Here is a 17,680-nt window from a genome sequence, read left to right as displayed (position 1 = left end):
AACCTTCCCTGCCCGTTCACCGATCGGCCGATTCGGGCCGATCACCTGGGGATGTGCTGTCCATCCAGACGACGCTGGCAATTCGGCCGGTCGATCCTTCGCGCCGGTGACTGAACAACGTCCGGTCCTCGATGGTGCAGCGCGGATCCTGGGCCACCGCGGACACGCCCGCGGCGAGCAGTTGAGCCCGGATACCGGCGGGAATGTCGAGCCCGGGCGTGTGGCGGACGGTTGTCGTCGCGCTGCCGGGCAGGTGCTTGTCGACGTCCGCTCGCATGGACGCGGGCACCTCGTACTGGCGACCGCTCGCGGCCGGACCCAGAAACGCGCCGATCCGCGCCGGGACCGCACCGAGCTCGACCATGGCGGCCAACACGCGCGGAACGATGCCGATGCGGGCTCCGACCCGTCCGGCATGCACGGCGGCGATCACTCCGGCCTCCTCGTCGGAGAGCAGCACCGGCACGCAGTCGGCAGTCAACACCACCAAACCGAGATCGCGGTGCGTCGTCACCAACGCATCGGTCATCGGTAGCGGCTCGGTCACCGGACCGTCGACCACCGTGACGGTGCGTCCGTGGACCTGCTCCATGAAGACGAGCCGTTCGAGTCCCATGCCCAGCCGATCGCCGAGGCGTCGACGGTTGGCCTCCACCGCAGCGGGGTCGTCACCGACGTGGTCACCGAGGTTGAACGTGTCGAACGGAGGTGCCGAGACGCCACCCGCTCGCGTCGTCGAGACGCGTCGGACCCGAAACGGACCTGGGGATGAGGTGTCACTCACCGCCGCATGAAGGACGGCACATCGACGTCGTCTTCGCCCTCGTCCTCGGCGATGGGCACGCGACGGCCGGAACCGACGGACTCGCGGCCCTGGCCGGCCGAGTCACGGCCGTAACCGGCTGCGGATTCGCGGCTCGACGATTCACGATTGGACGAACTCGACGAGTTCAGTGGCGGCAGACTGCTACCGCTCGGAGCGCCGACCGGGTCGCGGAACACCGCACCGTCCGAACTGTCGCTCGACCGCGACGACACCTCGCCCGAGCGAGCCGATCCGATCGGACCGCGTGTGGAGGCGGCCGCTTCCACCGGACGCCGCGTCGGGGTTCCGCCGTCGAAGCCTGCGGCGATGACGGTCACGCGGACCTCGTCACCGAGCGAGTCGTCGATCACGGTGCCGAAGATGATGTTGGCGTCGATGTGCGCGGCTTCCTGCACCAGCGACGCAGCCTCGTTGATCTCGAACAGACCCAGGTCGGATCCACCGGCGATCGAGAGCAGCACTCCGCGAGCGCCTTCCATCGAGGCTTCGAGCAGCGGCGAGTTGATCGCCGATTCGGCCGCCTTGATGGCTCGACCCTCGCCGCGTGAGGATCCGATGCCCATCAATGCACTGCCTGCACCGGACATCACGCCCTTGACGTCCGCGAAGTCGACGTTGATCAGACCGGGAGTGGTGATCAGGTCGGTGATGCCCTGGACGCCGTTGAGCAGTACCTCGTCGGCGCTGCGGAACGCGTCCATGAGGCTGACTGCGGCGTCGCCGAGCTGGAGCAGTCGATCGTTGGGGATGACGATGAGCGTGTCGCAGGACTCACGGAGCTGCTGGATGCCCGTGTCGGCCTGGCCACCGCGCCGCTTGCCCTCGAAGGAGAACGGCCGGGTGACGACACCGACGGTCAGCGCACCGAGCTTACGAGCGATGTTGGCGACGACGGGAGCGCCACCGGTACCGGTTCCGCCGCCCTCGCCTGCGGTGACGAACACCATGTCGGCACCCTTGAGCACCTCTTCGATCTCGTCCTTGTGGTCGTCCGCTGCGCGGCGGCCCACCTCGGGATCGGCACCAGCGCCGAGTCCGCGGGTCAGTTCGCGACCGACGTCGAGCTTGACGTCTGCGTCACTCATCAGCAAGGCCTGAGCGTCGGTGTTGACCGCGATGAACTCGACTCCCTTGAGTCCCTGTTCGATCATGCGGTTGACCGCGTTCACGCCGCCGCCGCCGATGCCGACGACCTTGATTACGGCGAGGTAGTTGTGCGGGGGCGTCATGGGCTCTCGCCTTCCGTGGATTGTTGCGTGAAATGTGGAAAACCCTCAACCTAAACCACAGGCTTAGAGTTATGTCAAGTACTGAACTGGTCGAAACGCTATTCATCGCCGACGACTATCGCCATTAGGCGCGCCGACGCCGCGCGAGAAAATCCCGTCGACGCGTCGAAACTATTTGGTGGTGGGCAGATCCGGACTCGACACGTCGAAGATCTGGCCGGGCTGGGACAGCAGGGCGATGGCCACCGCGGCCTTGCGTTCGGAGTCGTCCTTGCTGCCCCACACCACGGTGCGCCCGTCGAGCAGCAGGATGGAGATGTCGGACAACGTGCTCGCCCGCAGCTCTCCTGTCTGATCGCGCAGCAGCGGTGGCAACGTATCGAGAACAGCCAGTGCATCTTTCGTCACCGGATCACCGAACACCGGGTTGTCGGTCACCAGACGCACCACCCCGGGCGGTGGCGGCGCGATCGCGAAATCGACCCCGGTCGAATCGAGGAGATGGGTGCCGTCCGGAGAATCGAAGAACGCCACCGGAACCCGCTCCTCCACCGTCACCTGCACAGTGGACGGATACTTCCGTTGCACACGGACCGTGGCCAGCGCCGGAATCGTGGCCACCCGTTGCGCCGCAGCCGCCGTGTCCACCCGAACCAGCGGAAGGCCGACGGGTACGTCGAGCCGATCGAGGATCTCCTGCTCGGACACCGACGATGCTCCCGCGACCGCAATGGTGCGTACGGACAACAGCGGTGTGAAGTACACCAGCGCAGCCGATCCCACCACGACGACCACCAGTGCCAGGACGATGGCCAAGGCCTTGCGCCGCGACCGCTTCACCCGTTCGCGCTCCTGCTCGCGCGCCAGCGCTCGTGCCTGCTTGTCGGTGACCGCGGCCGACGAATCACCTTCTCCTGCAGCTGTTCCCGACCTCGAAGAACGGACTCGATCGGAGCGACGACTCACGTCGACGGCCGATCCTTCGGTACCCCGCGGCCGGTCGCAGCACCGAAATCGGTCTTCGAGCGAAGCGCATCGAGAATCGGTCCGCCGAGCATGGTCACGTCACCCGCGCCCATCGTGATGACGACATCGCCGGGCAGACTCAGATGGGCGACCTGCTTGGCCACCAACGACAGATCCGGCTGATAGTTCACCGGCTTGGTCACCGAAGCGGCAACCAGTGCCCCCGTCACCCCCGGCAACGGTTCCTCACGTGCGCCGTAGACGTCGAGCACGACGATCTCGTCGGCCAGGGACAGCGCGGCACCGAATTCCTCGGCGAACGTCGCGGTCCGCGAGTACAGATGCGGCTGGAACACCACCACCACCCGTCCCTGCTCGTGACCCGAACGGTCCTGGCCTGCAACGAGAGCCTGCGCGGCCGTCAACACCGCACGCACCTCGGTGGGGTGGTGCGCGTAATCGTCGAACACGCGCACGCCGTGCTCACGTCCGGTGAACTGGAAGCGCCGATGCACGCCGCCGAAACCGGTGAGTCCGGCCAGCAGTTCCTCGACTCCGGCACCGACCTGACGCGCCGCGACGAACGCCGCCAGCGCGTTGAGTGCGGTGTGCCGCCCGGGGACGCCGAGCCGTACGGTGCGGGCCGCGTCCTCGCCTGCGATCTGCAACTGCGCGACGCCGCCGATGTCCTCGGGCTCCCATGCCAGCAGTCGAACGGCCATCTCGACGGGACCGGCGTCGACATCCGAGGACCCGTAACCCAACACCTTCACGCCCGGAAGGTCGCGCTCGACCACACGTCGAGCGAGCGCCGCCGAACCCGGGTCGTCCATGCACGCCACGAGTACACCGCCGGGACCCAGGAGCGCAGCGAAGTCGTCGAACACCTGAACGTAGGCCTCGGTGGTGCCGAAGTGGTCCAGATGATCGGCCTCGATGTTGGTCACGATGATGACGTCGGCGCTGTACTGCAGCAGCGAGCCGTCGCTCTCGTCCGCCTCGGCCACGAACACGTCGCCGCTGCCGTGGTGGGCGTTGGTGCCGGCCTCGTTCAGCTCTCCCCCGACGGCGAACGACGGATCGAACCCGCAGTGCTGGAGCGCGACCACCAGCATCGAGGTCGTCGACGTCTTTCCGTGCGTTCCCGAGACCAACAACGTGCGGTATCCCTGCATGAGCGAGGACAGCACGGCCGGCCGCAACACCACCGGGATTCCGCGTTCACGCGCTTCGACGAGTTCGGGATTGGTCTTGGGAATCGCGGCGTGGGTCGTCACCACCACGGTGGGTCCGCCCTCGATCATGTCCAGGGCACCGGCGTCGTGACCGATGCGGACCTGGGCACCGCGTGCGCGCAGCGCGAGCACGCCGCGCGATTCCTTGGCATCCGAACCCGACACCTGTCCCCCGCGCGCCAGCAGGATCCGCGCGATGCCGGACATTCCGGCACCACCGATGCCCACCATGTGTACTCGTTCGAGCTCTGTCGGCAGATTCGACATCGCACCCTCAGTTGTCACGCGGACGTCTCCCTCGTTCTCTTCTCATGCTCGCCGCCGCCGGGCTCAGCGCCGCGCCGCGTGCGCGGTATCGAGCACGATCTGCGCGACGGCAGCCGCTGCGCCCTTGTGCCCGGCACCGGCGGCGGCACGTGACATGGTGGCAATTCGTTCGGTGTCGGCCAGCAGCGAGACCACCGTCTCGCTCACGTACTGCTCGGTCAGTGTCGCATCGGATACCAGGATGCCACCTCCGGCGTCGACCACAGGACGGGCGTTGAGTTCCTGCTCGCCGTTGCCGTGCGGTAGGGGTACGTAGACGGCAGGCAGACCGGTCGCGGACACCTCGGCGACCGTCATGGCACCGGACCGGCAGATCGCCAGGTCCGCAGCCGCATACGCCAGATCCATCCGGTCGATGTACGGCACCGCGACGTACGGCGCGTCCGGATCACGTTGCTCGACGTCGAGCGAGTTCTTCGGACCGTGAGCATGCAGAACCGAAATGCCGGCTGCGGCGAGGGCCGCCGAGGCTCCGGACACCGCGTCGTTGAGCGATCGGGCCCCCTGCGAGCCGCCGAACACCAACAGCACCGGACCGCTGTCGGGCAGGCCGAAGTGAGCGCGAGCCTCCGCGCGGACGGCAGCCCGATCGAGGCCGGTGATGGTGGGACGCACGGGAATTCCGATCACATCGGCGTCGGCAGCACCGCGCGCGGCGATCCCCGAACCCGCGACCGCGGCGAGCACCCGCTCGGCCGACCGGGCACCGACCTTGTTGGCGATGCCCGCTCGCGCGTTCGCCTCGTGGATGACCACAGGTATTCGGCCGCCACGGCCGAACAATCGACCACGGGCCGCGAGATAGGCCGGCAACGCGACGTAGCCGCCGAATCCGACGAGCACGTCCGCCTCGACGGCCGCGAAGATCTCGCGGGTGCGTCGCACCGATCGCACGACGCGAAGCGGCAACTTGAGCAGGTCGACGGTGGGTTTGCGGGGCAGCGGAACGGGCGGGATGAGTTCGAGTGCGTACCCGCGAGCCGGGACGAGAGTCGTCTCCAGACCACGGCTGCTACCGAGAGCGGTGACGGTGACGGTGGGGTCGAGGACACGCAAGGCGTCGGCCACAGCGAGCGCGGGCTCGATGTGCCCGGCCGTTCCGCCCCCGGCGACCACGACGGAAATCGGTCGAGATGTCTGGTTCACCGTCGATATCCTCGCTCACCCGAGCGGACAGGCGGGCGGCCGGGTTGTGGTTCCGGCCGCGGACGGTATGCCGATCGCGATCCCGCGGCGGGTTCTCGCCGGACGGGCTCGCTCCGACGGGGTTTGCCGCGGGGTGACTCGCCCCGATATGCGGTCGATCTGGGCGACATCGTGTCGGTCCGCGAACTGGAGACCCGCGTGCGAGCACGTCCGGGCTCGGCTGCTCTCGCTGCACGCCCGTCCTTGCCCTGGCCCTTACGGGCCTCGATGCGCTTGCGATCCTGCGCCGCCAGCGTGGGGCGGGTGGACTTCGACCGCGCCATCGCGGCTCGCTTGGGCGAGAACACGGCGGGCAGCGGCAGCTTCAGAGCTCGCGCGATACGGCCCTCCTGCCCCGCGTGCAGGGCTGCGATCGCCTCCGGTTCGTGTCGGGCGGCGCTCGCGATGATGCCGAACATCAGCAGCGTGATCGCGGTCGAGGTACCACCGTAGGACACCAGCGGCAGCTGCAGGCCGGTCACAGGAAGCAGCCCGACGACGTAGCCGATGTTGATCATGGCCTGACCGAACACCCAGCACGTGGCACCTGCGGTCAGCAGACGCAGGAACGGATCCACCGAACGCATGGCGATGCGCAGGCCGGTGTAGACGAAGAGGCCGAACAAACCGATGACCGCCAGGCAGCCGATCATCCCGAGTTCCTCGCCGATGATGGCGAAAATGAAGTCGTTGTGCGCGTTGGGGAGGTAACTCCACTTCGCGCGGCTCTGTCCGAGCCCGCGACCGAACAGTCCGCCGTCGGCCAGCGAGTATTTCGCCTGGGTGGACTGATACGACAGGCCCTGGGTGTCCTCACCCGGATTCAGCCATGCCTTGACGCGATTGGAGCGGTAACCGGCGGTGAACGCGAGCACGGTTGCCAGCGCCAGACCGGTCATCAGCACCGCACCGAACAGCCGAGCGTTGAGGCCTGCGAACCACAGCAGAGCCACCAGGATGATGCCGAGGGCGATGGCGGTACTGAGGTTCGGCTGCAGCACGACGAGCAGACACATCAGCAGTCCGGCGGGCAGCAACGGCACCAACAGTGACTTGATGTTGCCGTGTTCGCTGCGGCGCGAGGCCAACAGGTGGGCACCCCACAGAACAAGTGCCACCTTGGCGAGCTCGGACGGCTGGAAGGACACGACGCCGAAGTCGAACCAACGGCGTGCACCCTGGCGTTCGGCACCGATACCGGGAATGAGCACCAGCATCAGCATGGTGATCGAGACCAGGAACAGTGGAAACGACAGCTTTCTGAGGTACCGAACCGGCAGCCGGAGAGCGACGTAGAACGCGACGACTCCCAGCGCGACACCGATCAGCTGCTGGGTGAACAGGGCGTACCCGGACTCGTCTGCTGCGAAGGATTCGGCGGACGACGCCGACAGGACCATGACCAGGCCCAGCACCGTGAGCAGCACTGCGATCGTGACGATGAGGTGGAAGGACGCGAGCGGCCTGCCGAACCACAGGCCGATTCGGGTACGAGGAGCGGCGGCGCGTCGAGCCGGACGAGGCGGTTGGCCTGCGGCGGTCACGATCGCGGCGATCCGATGTCGGTGGCTTCGAGGAGCTGGACCGACTCGGCGAAGCTACGGCCGCGGTGGCCGTAGTCGGCGAACATGTCCAGTGACGCGGCAGCCGGGGCCAGCAGGACCGTGTCCCCCGGAGCAGCGAGTTCGGCCGCGTGGGCCACGACCGCCCGCATTACCGCATCAGCATCTTCAGCACCATGAGTCACACCAGCATCGTCTCCCGAAGGGAGCCTGACGACCGGAACATCGGGCGCGTGTCGCGCCAAAGCCTCTGCGATCTGCATCCCATCGCGTCCGAGAACGACCGCAGCCACCAGCCGATCGGCGATCTCGATCACCAGATCGTCGATCACCGCTCCCTTCAACAGCCCACCCGCGATCCACACGACGCGATCGTGCGCCGAGATGGAGGAGCGAGCGGCATGCGGGTTCGTCGCCTTCGAATCGTCGATGAACGTCACCCCACCCAGCTCGCGCACCACCGCTGCACGATGCGGTCCCACCCGATAGGTCTGCAGCCCCAGCCGAACAGCGCCTGCCTCAACCCCGATCGACCGTGCGAGCGCGCCTGCCGCGAGCGCATCGAGGACACCCGACGGACCGCTCGGCTCCACGTCGTCCGCAGCGAGAAGATCGACGTTCTCACCGAACGCGTTGTCGACGAGCACCCCGTCACGCACACCCAGCTCACCCGAGGCCGGCTCACCCAACCGGAAACCGACGACGGTCGACGCGGCAGACCCGGCCGACAGCCCCGCCGCCCGGGAGTCGTCCAGACCGACCACCGCGACGTCGCCGTTCAACGCACGAGCCTTGGCCTGAACGTAACCGTCCATACCGCCGTGCCAATCCAGATGATCCTCGGCGATGTTGAGCACCACCCCCGCAGCCGGACGCACCGAGGGAGCCCAGAACAGCTGGAACGACGACAACTCCACCGCGAGCACACTCGGATGCGGGGAACCGCGCAACGCGTCGGCGATGGGGAGTCCGATGTTGCCGCAGGCAACCGACTCGATGCCTGCGGCGTCGAGTATCGAGGCCAGCATCGAGGTGGTGGTCGTCTTTCCGTTGGTGCCGGTCACCACCAGCCACCGAGTTCGGGGTCCGTACAGCTCGGCCCGGTCCACGTGCCAGGACAGCTCGACATCGCCCCATACCGGAATGCCCAGCTTCGCGGCCGCTGCCAACACCGGAGAGTCGGGTCGAAACCCCGGACTGGTGACGACGAGCGAGAACGCCGCGAGCGCCGCGGGATCGGCGAGCAGGTCGTCCTGCAGCACCACCGCAGCACCGGAGTTCGACGCCTCGTCCAGCGCGGCGCGATTCGAGTCGGTGACCGTGACGACGGCACCGAGATCGAGCAGTGGTCGCACGACGGCGAGTCCCGAGATGCGGGCTCCGGTCACCAGCACCGAACTGCCGCGCAACCAGGTCAGATCGGTCCGGGAGTCGGGCACAGATTCGTCCATGCCCTATCCGCCGACAGCAGCGAGATACTCGCTGTAGAACAGAGCGAGTCCGACGGCCGACGCGATGGCGGCCAACAACCAGAATCGGATGATCACCGTCGTCTCGGCCCATCCGGCCAACTCGAAGTGATGGTGGAACGGTGCCATGCGGAACACTCGTCGGCGACTGGATCGGAACACCGCGACCTGGATGACGACCGATGCGGCCTCGGCGACGAACAGTGCACCGATGACCACCATGATCAGCTCCGTCTTGGTCACCACCGACAGGCCTGCGATCAGACCGCCGAGGGCAAGGGATCCGGTGTCGCCCATGAAGATCTTGGCCGGCGCGGCGTTCCACCACAGGAAGCCGATGCAGGCACCGGCGGCCGAGGCGCAGACCAGTGCCAGGTCGAGGGGATCTCGAACGTCGTAACAGCCGGGGGCAGGCCCGGCGGGTCCTGCGCACGCCTGACGGTACTGCCAGAACGTGATGACGGTGTAGGCACCGAGTACCAACGTCATCGATCCGGCGGCGAGGCCGTCGAGTCCGTCGGTGAGGTTGACCGAGTTCGACCACGCGATCACGAGCAGGCAGACGAAGAACACGAAGACCACCGCGGACATCGACCAGGTGGCGATGTCGCGCACGTACGACAGTTGAGTGCTGCCGGGAGTGAGCCCGCTCTCGCTCCGGAACTGCAACACCAGAATCGCGAACAGCACGGCCGCCGTTATCTGACCGACGTACTTGCCGGTGGCGTTCAGGCCCAGGTTGCGCTGTTTGCGGATCTTGATGAAGTCGTCGAGAAAGCCGACCAGACCGAGCACTGTGGTCAGGCCGAGAACGAGCAGGGCCGACGCCGACGGACCGTCCGCGTCGTAGCCGATGCCGATCAGGTGCGAGCCCCAGTAGCCGGCCCAGATGCCGACCAGAATTGCGACGCCGCCCATTGTCGGTGTGCCCCGCTTGGACTGGTGACTCGCCGGGCCCTCCACTCGAATCTCCTGGCCGAAGCCCTGTTTCGAGAAGGTCTTGATCAGCACCGGGGTCAGCAGGATCGCGACCGCGAGTGCGATACCTCCGGCGAACAGGATCTGCCTCACTGCTCACCCTCCACAGTGGTGCTCGGCGCGTCGGCCAGCAGGGCGTCCGCGACTGTCCACATCGCCCCGGACTGCGAGGCCTTCACCAGCACGATGTCGCCGGGACGCACCTCCTCGTGCAGCACGTCGATCGCCGTTTCACGGTCGGGCACCAACATCGATTCCTCGCCCCACGAACCCTCCATGACCGCACCCTGGTGCAATGCGCGAGTAGGACGGCCGGAATCGACGATGATCAGGCGATCGACGTCGAGCCGGACGGCGAGGCGGCCGATCGCGTCGTGCTCGACCACCGAGTCCGAACCCAGTTCGCCCATCTCCCCCAGCACCGCCCAGCTGCGGCGTTTGGGTCCGTCGTCGCGACGCGACATCGACACCAGTGCTTTGAGTGCCGCGCGCATCGAATCGGGGTTGGCGTTGTACGAATCGTTGACGACGGTGACGCCGTCGGCGCGGGTGCGGACGTCCATTCGCCTGATCGACGTCGGTGCGGCAGCCCCGAGCGCCTCGGCGACCTGCGTCAGCGTCGCGCCGCACTCGAGTGCGACAGCGGCGGCTGCGAGAGCGTTGCCGACCTGATGCTCGCCGTGCACCGCCAGGGTGATCGGTACCGAACCCGCTGCGCAGTCGAGCGTGAACGACGCTCTGGCGTCGGTATCGACCTGCACGTCGAGTGCTCTGATGTCCGCCTCCGCGTTGCGCCCCACTGTGACGACGGATGCCGTTGTGCGAGTTGCCATTTCGGCGACGAGCCGATCGTCGATGTTCAGGATCGCCACTCCCCCGTCGGCAGCACTCGGCAGAGCCTCGACCAGTTCGCCCTTCGCCAGTGCGATGGCCGCGCGCGACCCGAACTCGCCCAGGTGCGCGGTTCCGACGTTCAGGACCACCCCGATCCGGGGCGGTGCGAGCGTGGCCAGTTCGGCGATGTGGCCGATTCCTCGGGCGGACAACTCCAGACAGAGAAAGTCGGTCTCGGCATCGGCTCGCAGCGCCGTCCAGGGATGTCCCAGTTCGTTGTTGAACGATCCGGGCGGTGCCACCACCGAACCGAGGGGTTCGAGTACGGCAGAGATCAGATCCTTGGTCGAGGTCTTCCCCGAGGATCCCGTCACGCCGACGACGGTCAGGCCGTGCTCGGCCGTCAACTCGCGCACCGATGCGCGGGCCAGAGCGCCGAGAGCGGTCAACACTGCCGCACCGGAGCCGTCCGGGTCGTTCTCGAGTGCCATCGCGCGACTGTCGTGCGGAACGGGACGCACGACCACGGCCGGTACGCCCACCGGACGCGCAGCCAGCACCAGTGCCGCACCCGCGGCAACCGCGTCGGCGGCATGGTCGTGACCGTCCACCTTCGCTCCGGGAAGGGCGAGGAAGATACTGCCGGGAGTGACCTTGCGGGAGTCGAACTCCACCGGTCCCGACACCACGACCGTCGGATCCGGCACGTCGTGCACCGTGCCTCCGACGATCTCGGCGATTCGGTCGATCGAGAGCGGGATCACCGTACGCCCGCGCTCGTGCCGACCCGGCGCGCATCGATGGCCGAGGCGAGTACGACTCGGTCGTCGAACGGATACTTCACGCCCGCTACTTCTTGGCCGGTTTCGTGCCCTTTACCTGCGATCAACACAACATCCCCTTCGCGTGCCCACGCCACGGCCTGTTCGATCGCCGCTGCGCGGCCTGCCACATTCCGTACTTCGCCGCGGGCCTCGTCCGGCACCGACAGCGCGCCGTCCTCGACGGCCGCCCTGATGGAGGCCGGATCCTCGCTGCGCGGGTTGTCGTCGGTCACCACCAACAGCTCTGCACCGCGCGCTCCGGCGGCACCCATCAGGGGACGCTTCGCGGTATCGCGGTCGCCGCCTGCTCCGAGAACAACCGCGATCCGTCCACGCGAGGATTCGCGCAACGTTGCCAGCACGGCCTCGACGGCCGCAGGTTTGTGTGCGTAGTCGACCACTGCCAGGAAGTTCTGCCCGCGATCGATCCGCTGCACGCGACCCGGCACGTCGACCGTCGCGACCCCGGTCACGGCGCTGCGCACATCGGCCCCGGCCACTGCGCAGGTCGCCAACGCCAGGACGGTGTTCGCGACGTTGTAGCGCCCCGGCAACCGGACCGAGACCGGCAGCGACGCACCCTGCGGATCGGCGACGGTGAACGACTGCGTTCCGTCGTCGTGCTTGGCCCAGTTCGAGACCGTCCACTGTGAATCGGCACCTGTCGACGCGGTCACCACGGTCGACCCGGCCGATCGAGCGATGTCTGCCATCCGCACGCCCCACGCGTCGTCGACACAGACGACGGCGGTCTCGGCACGAACCGCCGAGTCGGCCGCGAACAGGCGACTCTTGGCCGCGAAGTAGTCCTCGAGAGAATCGTGAAAATCGAGGTGATCCTGCGAAAGATTGGTGAACGCACCGATCGCGAAGCTAGTGCCGTCGACCCGGCCCAGGGACAACGCGTGCGAGGACACCTCCATCACCACCGTGTCGACGCCCTCCTCGACCATCACCGCGAACAGGGCATGCAGCTGCGGAGCCTCGGGCGTGGTGAGCGCGCTCGGCACGTGCCGGCCCAGCACACGTGTCTCGATGGTGCCGATCAGACCGCACCGACGACCGGCTGCGGTCAGGCCTGCTTCGAGCAGATAGGACGTCGTCGTCTTCCCCGACGTACCGGTGATACCGATGACGGTCATCTTCGACGACGGGTTGCCGTACACCAGAGCGGAGACCGTCCCCAACACCTGGCGCGGACGGTCGTGCACGAGCACCGGAACCTGTCGATCGGTACCTGCCAGAGCGCCCCGCACGATCTCGAGTCCGGCCGGGTCGGTGAACACCGCCACCGCACCACGCTCGACCGCGTCTGCGACGAACTCGGCACCGTGTCGCGACGATCCGGGCAGTGCCGCGAAGAGATCGCCGGGAACAACGGACTGTGCGCGCAGATCGATACCGGTCACGCTCACACCGGCGGGGTCGCCCTCGTCGATCGTTGCACCGACCGCAGACGCCACCTCCCGGACTTCGGTGTGCGGTGGATGCGCCGGACGTGAACCCGGAGCCGGTTGTGAATCCGATGACACAGTCACTCCTGCTCCCTTCCTCTCTACTGCCGGCCGCGCGCCTGCCACGGCTCGATCACGCCGCAGCGGCAGCCGAACGAACACGCCCGAGCCGATGTGTCAGATTACCGGCGTCCGGGATCATGATGTCGCCGCCCCGACTCGCGGACCGGCGGGTTGGGATCTCAGTCCGCCTGCAGAACCAGCTTGGGTCCGGGGTCGGCGGACATCGGCACGCTGTCCCGCTGCAGCATCCAGCTGGCGATGTTGTGGAACAGCGGTGCTGCCGACTGGCCACCGGAACCGTCGGCGCTGCGGGTCGGGGCGTCGAGCATGATTCCGATCACGTAGCGGGGATCGTCCGCGGGCGCGATGCCGGCGAATGTGATCCAGTAGTTCGAGTTCGAGTAGCACTTGCACTCGGGATCGACCTGCTGAGCCGTACCCGTCTTGCCACTGATCTGGTATCCCTCGACGCCCGCGGCAACTCCGGTACCGCGCTGGTTTCCGGTGTCGTCCTGGGTGACGGATCGGAACATGTTGCGGACGGTCTTCGCCGTATCGGGGCTGACCACGTACACACCGTCGGGCTGCTGGGTCTCTGTCCGCTGACCGTTCGCGTCCACCGTCGCCTCGACGATCCTCGGCGGGATGCGTACTCCGTCGTTGGCGATGGCCTGGTACATCCCCGTCATCTGCAGCAGCGTCATCGACAGTCCCTGGCCGATGGGGAGGTTGGCGAACGTGCCGCCCGACCACTGGTCACGGCTCGGAACGTTGCCCGCGCTCTCGCCCGGTAGCCCGACGTCGCTGCGCTGGCCCAGGCCGAACCTGGTCAACATGTCCGCGTAGCGGTCCTCGCCGACGCGTTGGGCAAGCATCAGCGTGCCGACGTTGGAGGACTTACCGAAAACGCCGGTCGTCGTGTACGGCGCGACACCGTGGTCCCACGCATCCTTGACCGACACACCGGACATGAAAATGCTGCCCGGCACCTGCAGCACCTCGTCGGGCGTGGTGAGTCCGTACTCGATGGCCGCGGCCGCGGTGATGATCTTGTTCACCGAACCGGGCTCGAACGGCGTGGTGACGGGCAGGTTGCCCATTTCCTTGGTGCGCTCGTTGTTGCCGACTCCGATGCCGGGATTGAAGGTGTTGTCGTTGGACATGGCGAGCACCTCGCCGGTGTGCGAATCCTGCACGTACGCCGAGGCGTTCTTCGCTCCCGACAGGTCCTTGGCCAACTGCACCTGCTGCTGCACGTAGTACTGCAGATCTGCGTCGATGGTCAGTTCGACGGTCGAACCGTTGACGGCAGGCTGCTTGTCCCGCCAGCTTCCGGGGATGACGGCACCGTCGGATCCGCGGTCGTAGGTCTGCGAACCGTCGGTCCCGGCCAGGGTCGCGTCGAGCGCATCCTCTAGACCCAGCAGACCGTGTCCGTCCCAACCGGTGGCACCGACGATGTTCCCGGCCAGCGATCCGCCCGGGTACTCACGGATGTCCTGACGCTCTAGTCCGACCTGCTTGAAATCCTTGCTGATCTTCGACGCCACGGTGGCGTCCACTCCGCGTGCGAGGTAGGTGAATTCGTCGTTGCTCTTCAGCTTCGCGAGCAGATCCTTCTCGCTGATCACATCACCGAGGTCGCCATGGATACGGGCGGCTATGTCCTCGAGGTACTGCTCGGTCTCCGGCTCGGTCGGGTCCTTCGCCCGGGCCTCGTCGAGTTCCTTGCGAACCCGAACCGGTTGGAACGTCAACGCTTTGGCTTCCATCGTGAAGGCGATCGGATTGCCGTTGCGGTCCAGGATGGATCCCCGTAGCGCCGGATCGACGAGAGTGGTGGTGCGTTGCGACGCCGACTCGGCCGACAACCTCGGCGCATCGAATCCCTGAATCCACAGCAACTGTGCCGCCGCAACGGCCAGCGCCAGATACATCAGAACGCGGCCGGTGCCGTGACGAAACCGAAAGGTGGACGAGTCGAGACGCTTTCGGCTCGGTGGTCGACGGCGTGGAGCAGGCGAGGGCCTGGTCACTGCCCGTCACCCGATGCTTCGCCGGTGGGCTCGGGGGCTTCGACCGCAGGTGTTTCGAGCGAGGGGATGCTCATGGGAACCAATTGTTCAGCAAGCGCGGTGTTTCCAGCTCCATTGCTCGCATTCGGCGTGGCGGCGCGGGTGTCGATCGTGCCCGACGTTCGATTCGGCTGCGACGCGCTTCTCGGCGTCTGCTGCTGCGGCGACTGCGTGCTCGGATTCGTGACGGTTCCCTCGCCTGCGGACGCGGGCGACACCGGATCGAGCGGTGCCACCGGTGCACCGTCGGCCGGAGCCGGGGTACCGACGACCTGGACGCCGCCGTCCGGCGCGACGATCAGATGGGCGGAGTTCTTGACCGGGACCATTCCGAGTTCGGCGGCCTTGCGCGCCAACTCCGGAGCCGACTCCGCCAACTCCACATCACGCTGCAACGAGGCCCGCTGCTGAGCCAGTTCGGCGTTGACGGCCTTGGCGGCGCTGAGATCGTAGGAGTCTCCCGCAGACCGAGTGGTCAGCAGCAACGTCAGACCGAGACCGATGGCGAGCAGGCCGATGATCAAGGCGACGAACGGAATTCGCGCCGCGATGGCGCTTCCGTTCAGCGAAGCCCGGGCACCGGCTACGGAACCACGCGCAGAATCCGAGGTGTGGATCGACGCCCGCTGCTGCCTGCGCTCGTATGCCCGCAGTGCAGCACCGGACCGTCCACCACCCTTACCCGTACGTTCGGGCCGCGAGAGTGGAGCCTGCCGTACGGCGTTGCGGGGCGATGCCGGAACCCGATTGCGTTGTGGTCCAATGGTTGTGACTGGAACCGTCATTCCGCTCTCCTTGCAATCCGTTCGGCGGCGCGCAATCTCACCGGAGCCGAACGTGGGTTTGTCTCGATTTCTGCATCCGATGCACGCTCGGCACCTCTGGTCAGGAGCCGAAACTCCGGACCCATTCCGGGAAGCTCGACCGGCAGCCCTTCCGGACTGCGGGACTTGATCCGAGGTGCCAACTCCTGCTTGACAACTCGGTCTTCGAGCGACTGATACGACATGAAGACCACCCGGCCTCCGACAGCCAACGCGTCGAGCCCGGCAGGTACCGCCGCCTTCAACGACTCCAGTTCACCGTTGACCTCGATACGCAGGGCCTGGAAGGTGCGCTTGGCAGGGTGCCCTCCGGTGCGCCGCGTTGCGGCCGGAATTGCGGCATAGAGCAATTCGACCAACGGCCCGCTCGTGGTGAAGGGCGTGTGCTCTCGGTGACGCAGAACGGCGGAGGCGATCTTTCCGGCGAACCGCTCCTCGCCGTAGGTGCTCAGGACCCGTGCGATCTCGCCGTGCGAGTACGTGTTGAGGACGTCTGCGGCGGTGATACCCACGGTCGGATTCATTCGCATGTCCAATGGGGCGTCGACCGAGTAGGCGAATCCGCGATCGGATTCGTCCAACTGCATGGACGACACACCGAGATCGAACAGGATGGCGTGAACGGAGCCGACCGCAGGCAGGCCGGCCTCGTCGAGCGCTTCGGCGATGCCGTCGTAGGTCGTGTGCACCAACGTGATTCGATCGGCGAACGGAGCCAACCGGGCTCCGGCCAACTCGAGCGCATCGGGATCCCGGTCGAGCCCGATCAGGTGCAGGTGCGGATAGGTCCGCAAGAAGTGCTCGGAGTGACCGCCGAGTCCGAGAGTCGCGTCGATCATGACTCGGGTATCGCCGGTGGATTCGAGCGCGGGTCCGAGCAATTCGTCGGCTCGCTCGAGACGAACCGGAACGTGGACCGGGCCCGAGGATCGACGATGGGTTCGGTCGGCGGACGAGTCGCTCTCGTCCGGCCCGGTGCCCTCCGTCATGGTTCCTCCCGGTCGCGCGTACGTACTTCTCGCCCGGGTCCGGGCCGTGCAGGTCGCCCACCGAGGCCGATACGAATGCTTCGAGGTCCCTGTCCGATAGGGAACCTGGCGTTGGGGAAGAACGTCAGGGTCCTGATCTGCGAAACCTGGCGTTGGGGAAGAACGTCAGGGTTCTGATCGGGCAGAGGCCTCGCTGCACTCGCAGGCGACCTGGTCGGGCTACAAGATCCCTCCGAGGGACTCGTCGAAAGCGTCGGAGAAATCCTGCTCGTTCTCAGCGGAGTAGCGCGCCCACGCTTCGTCGTTCCAGATCTCGATGAAGTCCATCGAACCGATCACCACGCAGTTTCGTTCGAGCCCCGCATAGCGGCGATGCTCGGGACTGATGGTGATGCGTCCCTGTCCGTCCGGCCGCTGTTCGTCTGTTCCCGAGAAGAACTGGCGAACGTAGGCACGAGCTTTGGGGTTGGCACGAGAAGCCGCCGTCAACTTCCGAGAGCGCTCCGCGAAGTCGGCCGCGGTGTAGACAGCGAGGCTGAAATCCTGCCCCTTGCTCACCATGACCCCTCCTGCAAGCGCGTCCCGAAACTTGGCCGGCAACGTGAGTCGACCCTTGTCGTCGAGCTTCGGCGTGTAGGTACCGAGAAACACTCGCCACCTCCAGCCTCGACTCTCCGCTGCGGACCACTTTACCCCACTCTCCCCCACTTCGAACCATTCATGGCCGGAAAACTTTGGAGAAGTCACTGTCTGCGCTGGTCAAGACGTAGAAGATCGGCGCTGCCGTCAGCGATACCGCGGGCGATTCCGAGGGCTCGAACCGGACGCCACGGCGCACGA

At 66.8% G+C, this 17,680-nt stretch carries 14 protein-coding genes; all 14 read right to left on the bottom strand.

From position 1 onward, the window contains the following. Window positions 1–16: 16 nt before the first annotated feature. Complete coding sequence (gene pgeF / locus CH249_RS13270; protein WP_032394381.1) at window positions 17–784, bottom strand: peptidoglycan editing factor PgeF; 768 nt, start codon at window positions 782–784, stop codon at window positions 17–19. Beyond that, window positions 781–2,055: a cell division protein FtsZ gene (gene ftsZ / locus CH249_RS13265; RefSeq protein ID WP_045194914.1), complete on the bottom strand. Its 1,275-nt coding sequence runs from the start codon at window positions 2,053–2,055 to the stop codon at window positions 781–783. Before ftsZ ends, pgeF begins: the two co-directional genes overlap by 4 nt. Before the next feature lie 171 nt (window positions 2,056–2,226). Further along, complete coding sequence (locus CH249_RS13260) at window positions 2,227–3,021, bottom strand: cell division protein FtsQ/DivIB (RefSeq protein WP_094682301.1); 795 nt, start codon at window positions 3,019–3,021, stop codon at window positions 2,227–2,229. Then, window positions 3,018–4,523, bottom strand: coding sequence for a UDP-N-acetylmuramate--L-alanine ligase (gene murC, locus CH249_RS13255; RefSeq protein WP_045194912.1), 1,506 nt, complete (start codon window positions 4,521–4,523; stop codon window positions 3,018–3,020). Before murC ends, CH249_RS13260 begins: the two co-directional genes overlap by 4 nt. A gap of 63 nt (window positions 4,524–4,586) precedes the next feature. Further along, window positions 4,587–5,729 (bottom strand): undecaprenyldiphospho-muramoylpentapeptide beta-N-acetylglucosaminyltransferase, encoded by a 1,143-nt coding sequence (murG, locus tag CH249_RS13250; protein WP_217901423.1) that lies wholly within the window; start codon window positions 5,727–5,729, stop codon window positions 4,587–4,589. Further along, a complete protein-coding gene (gene ftsW, locus CH249_RS13245) occupies window positions 5,726–7,312 on the bottom strand; it encodes a putative lipid II flippase FtsW (RefSeq protein WP_094682300.1) in 1,587 nt (528 codons plus the stop codon). Before ftsW ends, murG begins: the two co-directional genes overlap by 4 nt. Continuing rightward, entirely contained in the window at window positions 7,309–8,781 is a 1,473-nt protein-coding gene (gene murD / locus CH249_RS13240) for a UDP-N-acetylmuramoyl-L-alanine--D-glutamate ligase (protein ID WP_094682299.1), read from the bottom strand. Before murD ends, ftsW begins: the two co-directional genes overlap by 4 nt. A gap of 3 nt (window positions 8,782–8,784) precedes the next feature. After that, window positions 8,785–9,870: a phospho-N-acetylmuramoyl-pentapeptide-transferase gene (gene mraY, locus CH249_RS13235; RefSeq protein ID WP_032394385.1), complete on the bottom strand. Its 1,086-nt coding sequence runs from the start codon at window positions 9,868–9,870 to the stop codon at window positions 8,785–8,787. Then, window positions 9,867–11,375, bottom strand: a complete 1,509-nt coding sequence (gene murF / locus CH249_RS13230) for a UDP-N-acetylmuramoyl-tripeptide--D-alanyl-D-alanine ligase (protein ID WP_094682298.1) — start codon at window positions 11,373–11,375, stop codon at window positions 9,867–9,869. The genes mraY and murF overlap by 4 nt, the downstream gene beginning before the upstream one ends. Next, complete coding sequence (locus CH249_RS13225) at window positions 11,372–12,973, bottom strand: UDP-N-acetylmuramoyl-L-alanyl-D-glutamate--2,6-diaminopimelate ligase (RefSeq protein ID WP_094647702.1); 1,602 nt, start codon at window positions 12,971–12,973, stop codon at window positions 11,372–11,374. The genes murF and CH249_RS13225 overlap by 4 nt, the downstream gene beginning before the upstream one ends. A 158-nt stretch (window positions 12,974–13,131) precedes the next feature. Beyond that, on the bottom strand, window positions 13,132–14,988 hold the full coding sequence (locus tag CH249_RS13220; protein WP_045194901.1) for a penicillin-binding protein 2: 1,857 nt from the start codon (window positions 14,986–14,988) through the stop codon (window positions 13,132–13,134). After that, a complete protein-coding gene (locus CH249_RS13215) occupies window positions 14,985–15,812 on the bottom strand; it encodes a hypothetical protein (RefSeq protein WP_256980525.1) in 828 nt (275 codons plus the stop codon). Before CH249_RS13215 ends, CH249_RS13220 begins: the two co-directional genes overlap by 4 nt. Beyond that, the gene (gene rsmH, locus CH249_RS13210) at window positions 15,809–16,840 is read right to left on the bottom strand and encodes a 16S rRNA (cytosine(1402)-N(4))-methyltransferase RsmH (protein ID WP_032394389.1); all 1,032 of its coding nucleotides are present in this window, start codon (window positions 16,838–16,840) and stop codon (window positions 15,809–15,811) included. Before rsmH ends, CH249_RS13215 begins: the two co-directional genes overlap by 4 nt. Window positions 16,841–17,059: 219 nt before the next feature. After that, the gene (gene mraZ, locus CH249_RS13205; RefSeq protein WP_027497352.1) at window positions 17,060–17,491 is read right to left on the bottom strand and encodes a division/cell wall cluster transcriptional repressor MraZ; all 432 of its coding nucleotides are present in this window, start codon (window positions 17,489–17,491) and stop codon (window positions 17,060–17,062) included. Between the last annotated feature and the right edge of the window lie 189 nt (window positions 17,492–17,680).

The organism is Rhodococcus sp. 05-2255-3B1 (assembly GCF_002258545.1).
GTDB lineage: Bacteria > Actinomycetota > Actinomycetes > Mycobacteriales > Mycobacteriaceae > Rhodococcoides.
This window is presented reverse-complemented; position numbering and strand designations above follow the sequence as displayed.

What these genes read in the sequence shown, in the direction of transcription:
- murC (WP_045194912.1), bottom strand. Translation starts at nt 4,523, where the DNA reads ATGTCGAATCTGCCGACAGAGCTCGAACGAGTACACATGGTGGGCATC.
- murD (WP_094682299.1), bottom strand. Translation starts at nt 8,781, where the DNA reads ATGGACGAATCTGTGCCCGACTCCCGGACCGATCTGACCTGGTTGCGC.
- rsmH (WP_032394389.1), bottom strand. Translation starts at nt 16,840, where the DNA reads ATGACGGAGGGCACCGGGCCGGACGAGAGCGACTCGTCCGCCGACCGA.
- CH249_RS13215 (WP_256980525.1), bottom strand. Translation starts at nt 15,812, where the DNA reads ATGACGGTTCCAGTCACAACCATTGGACCACAACGCAATCGGGTTCCG.
- ftsZ (WP_045194914.1), bottom strand. Translation starts at nt 2,055, where the DNA reads ATGACGCCCCCGCACAACTACCTCGCCGTAATCAAGGTCGTCGGCATC.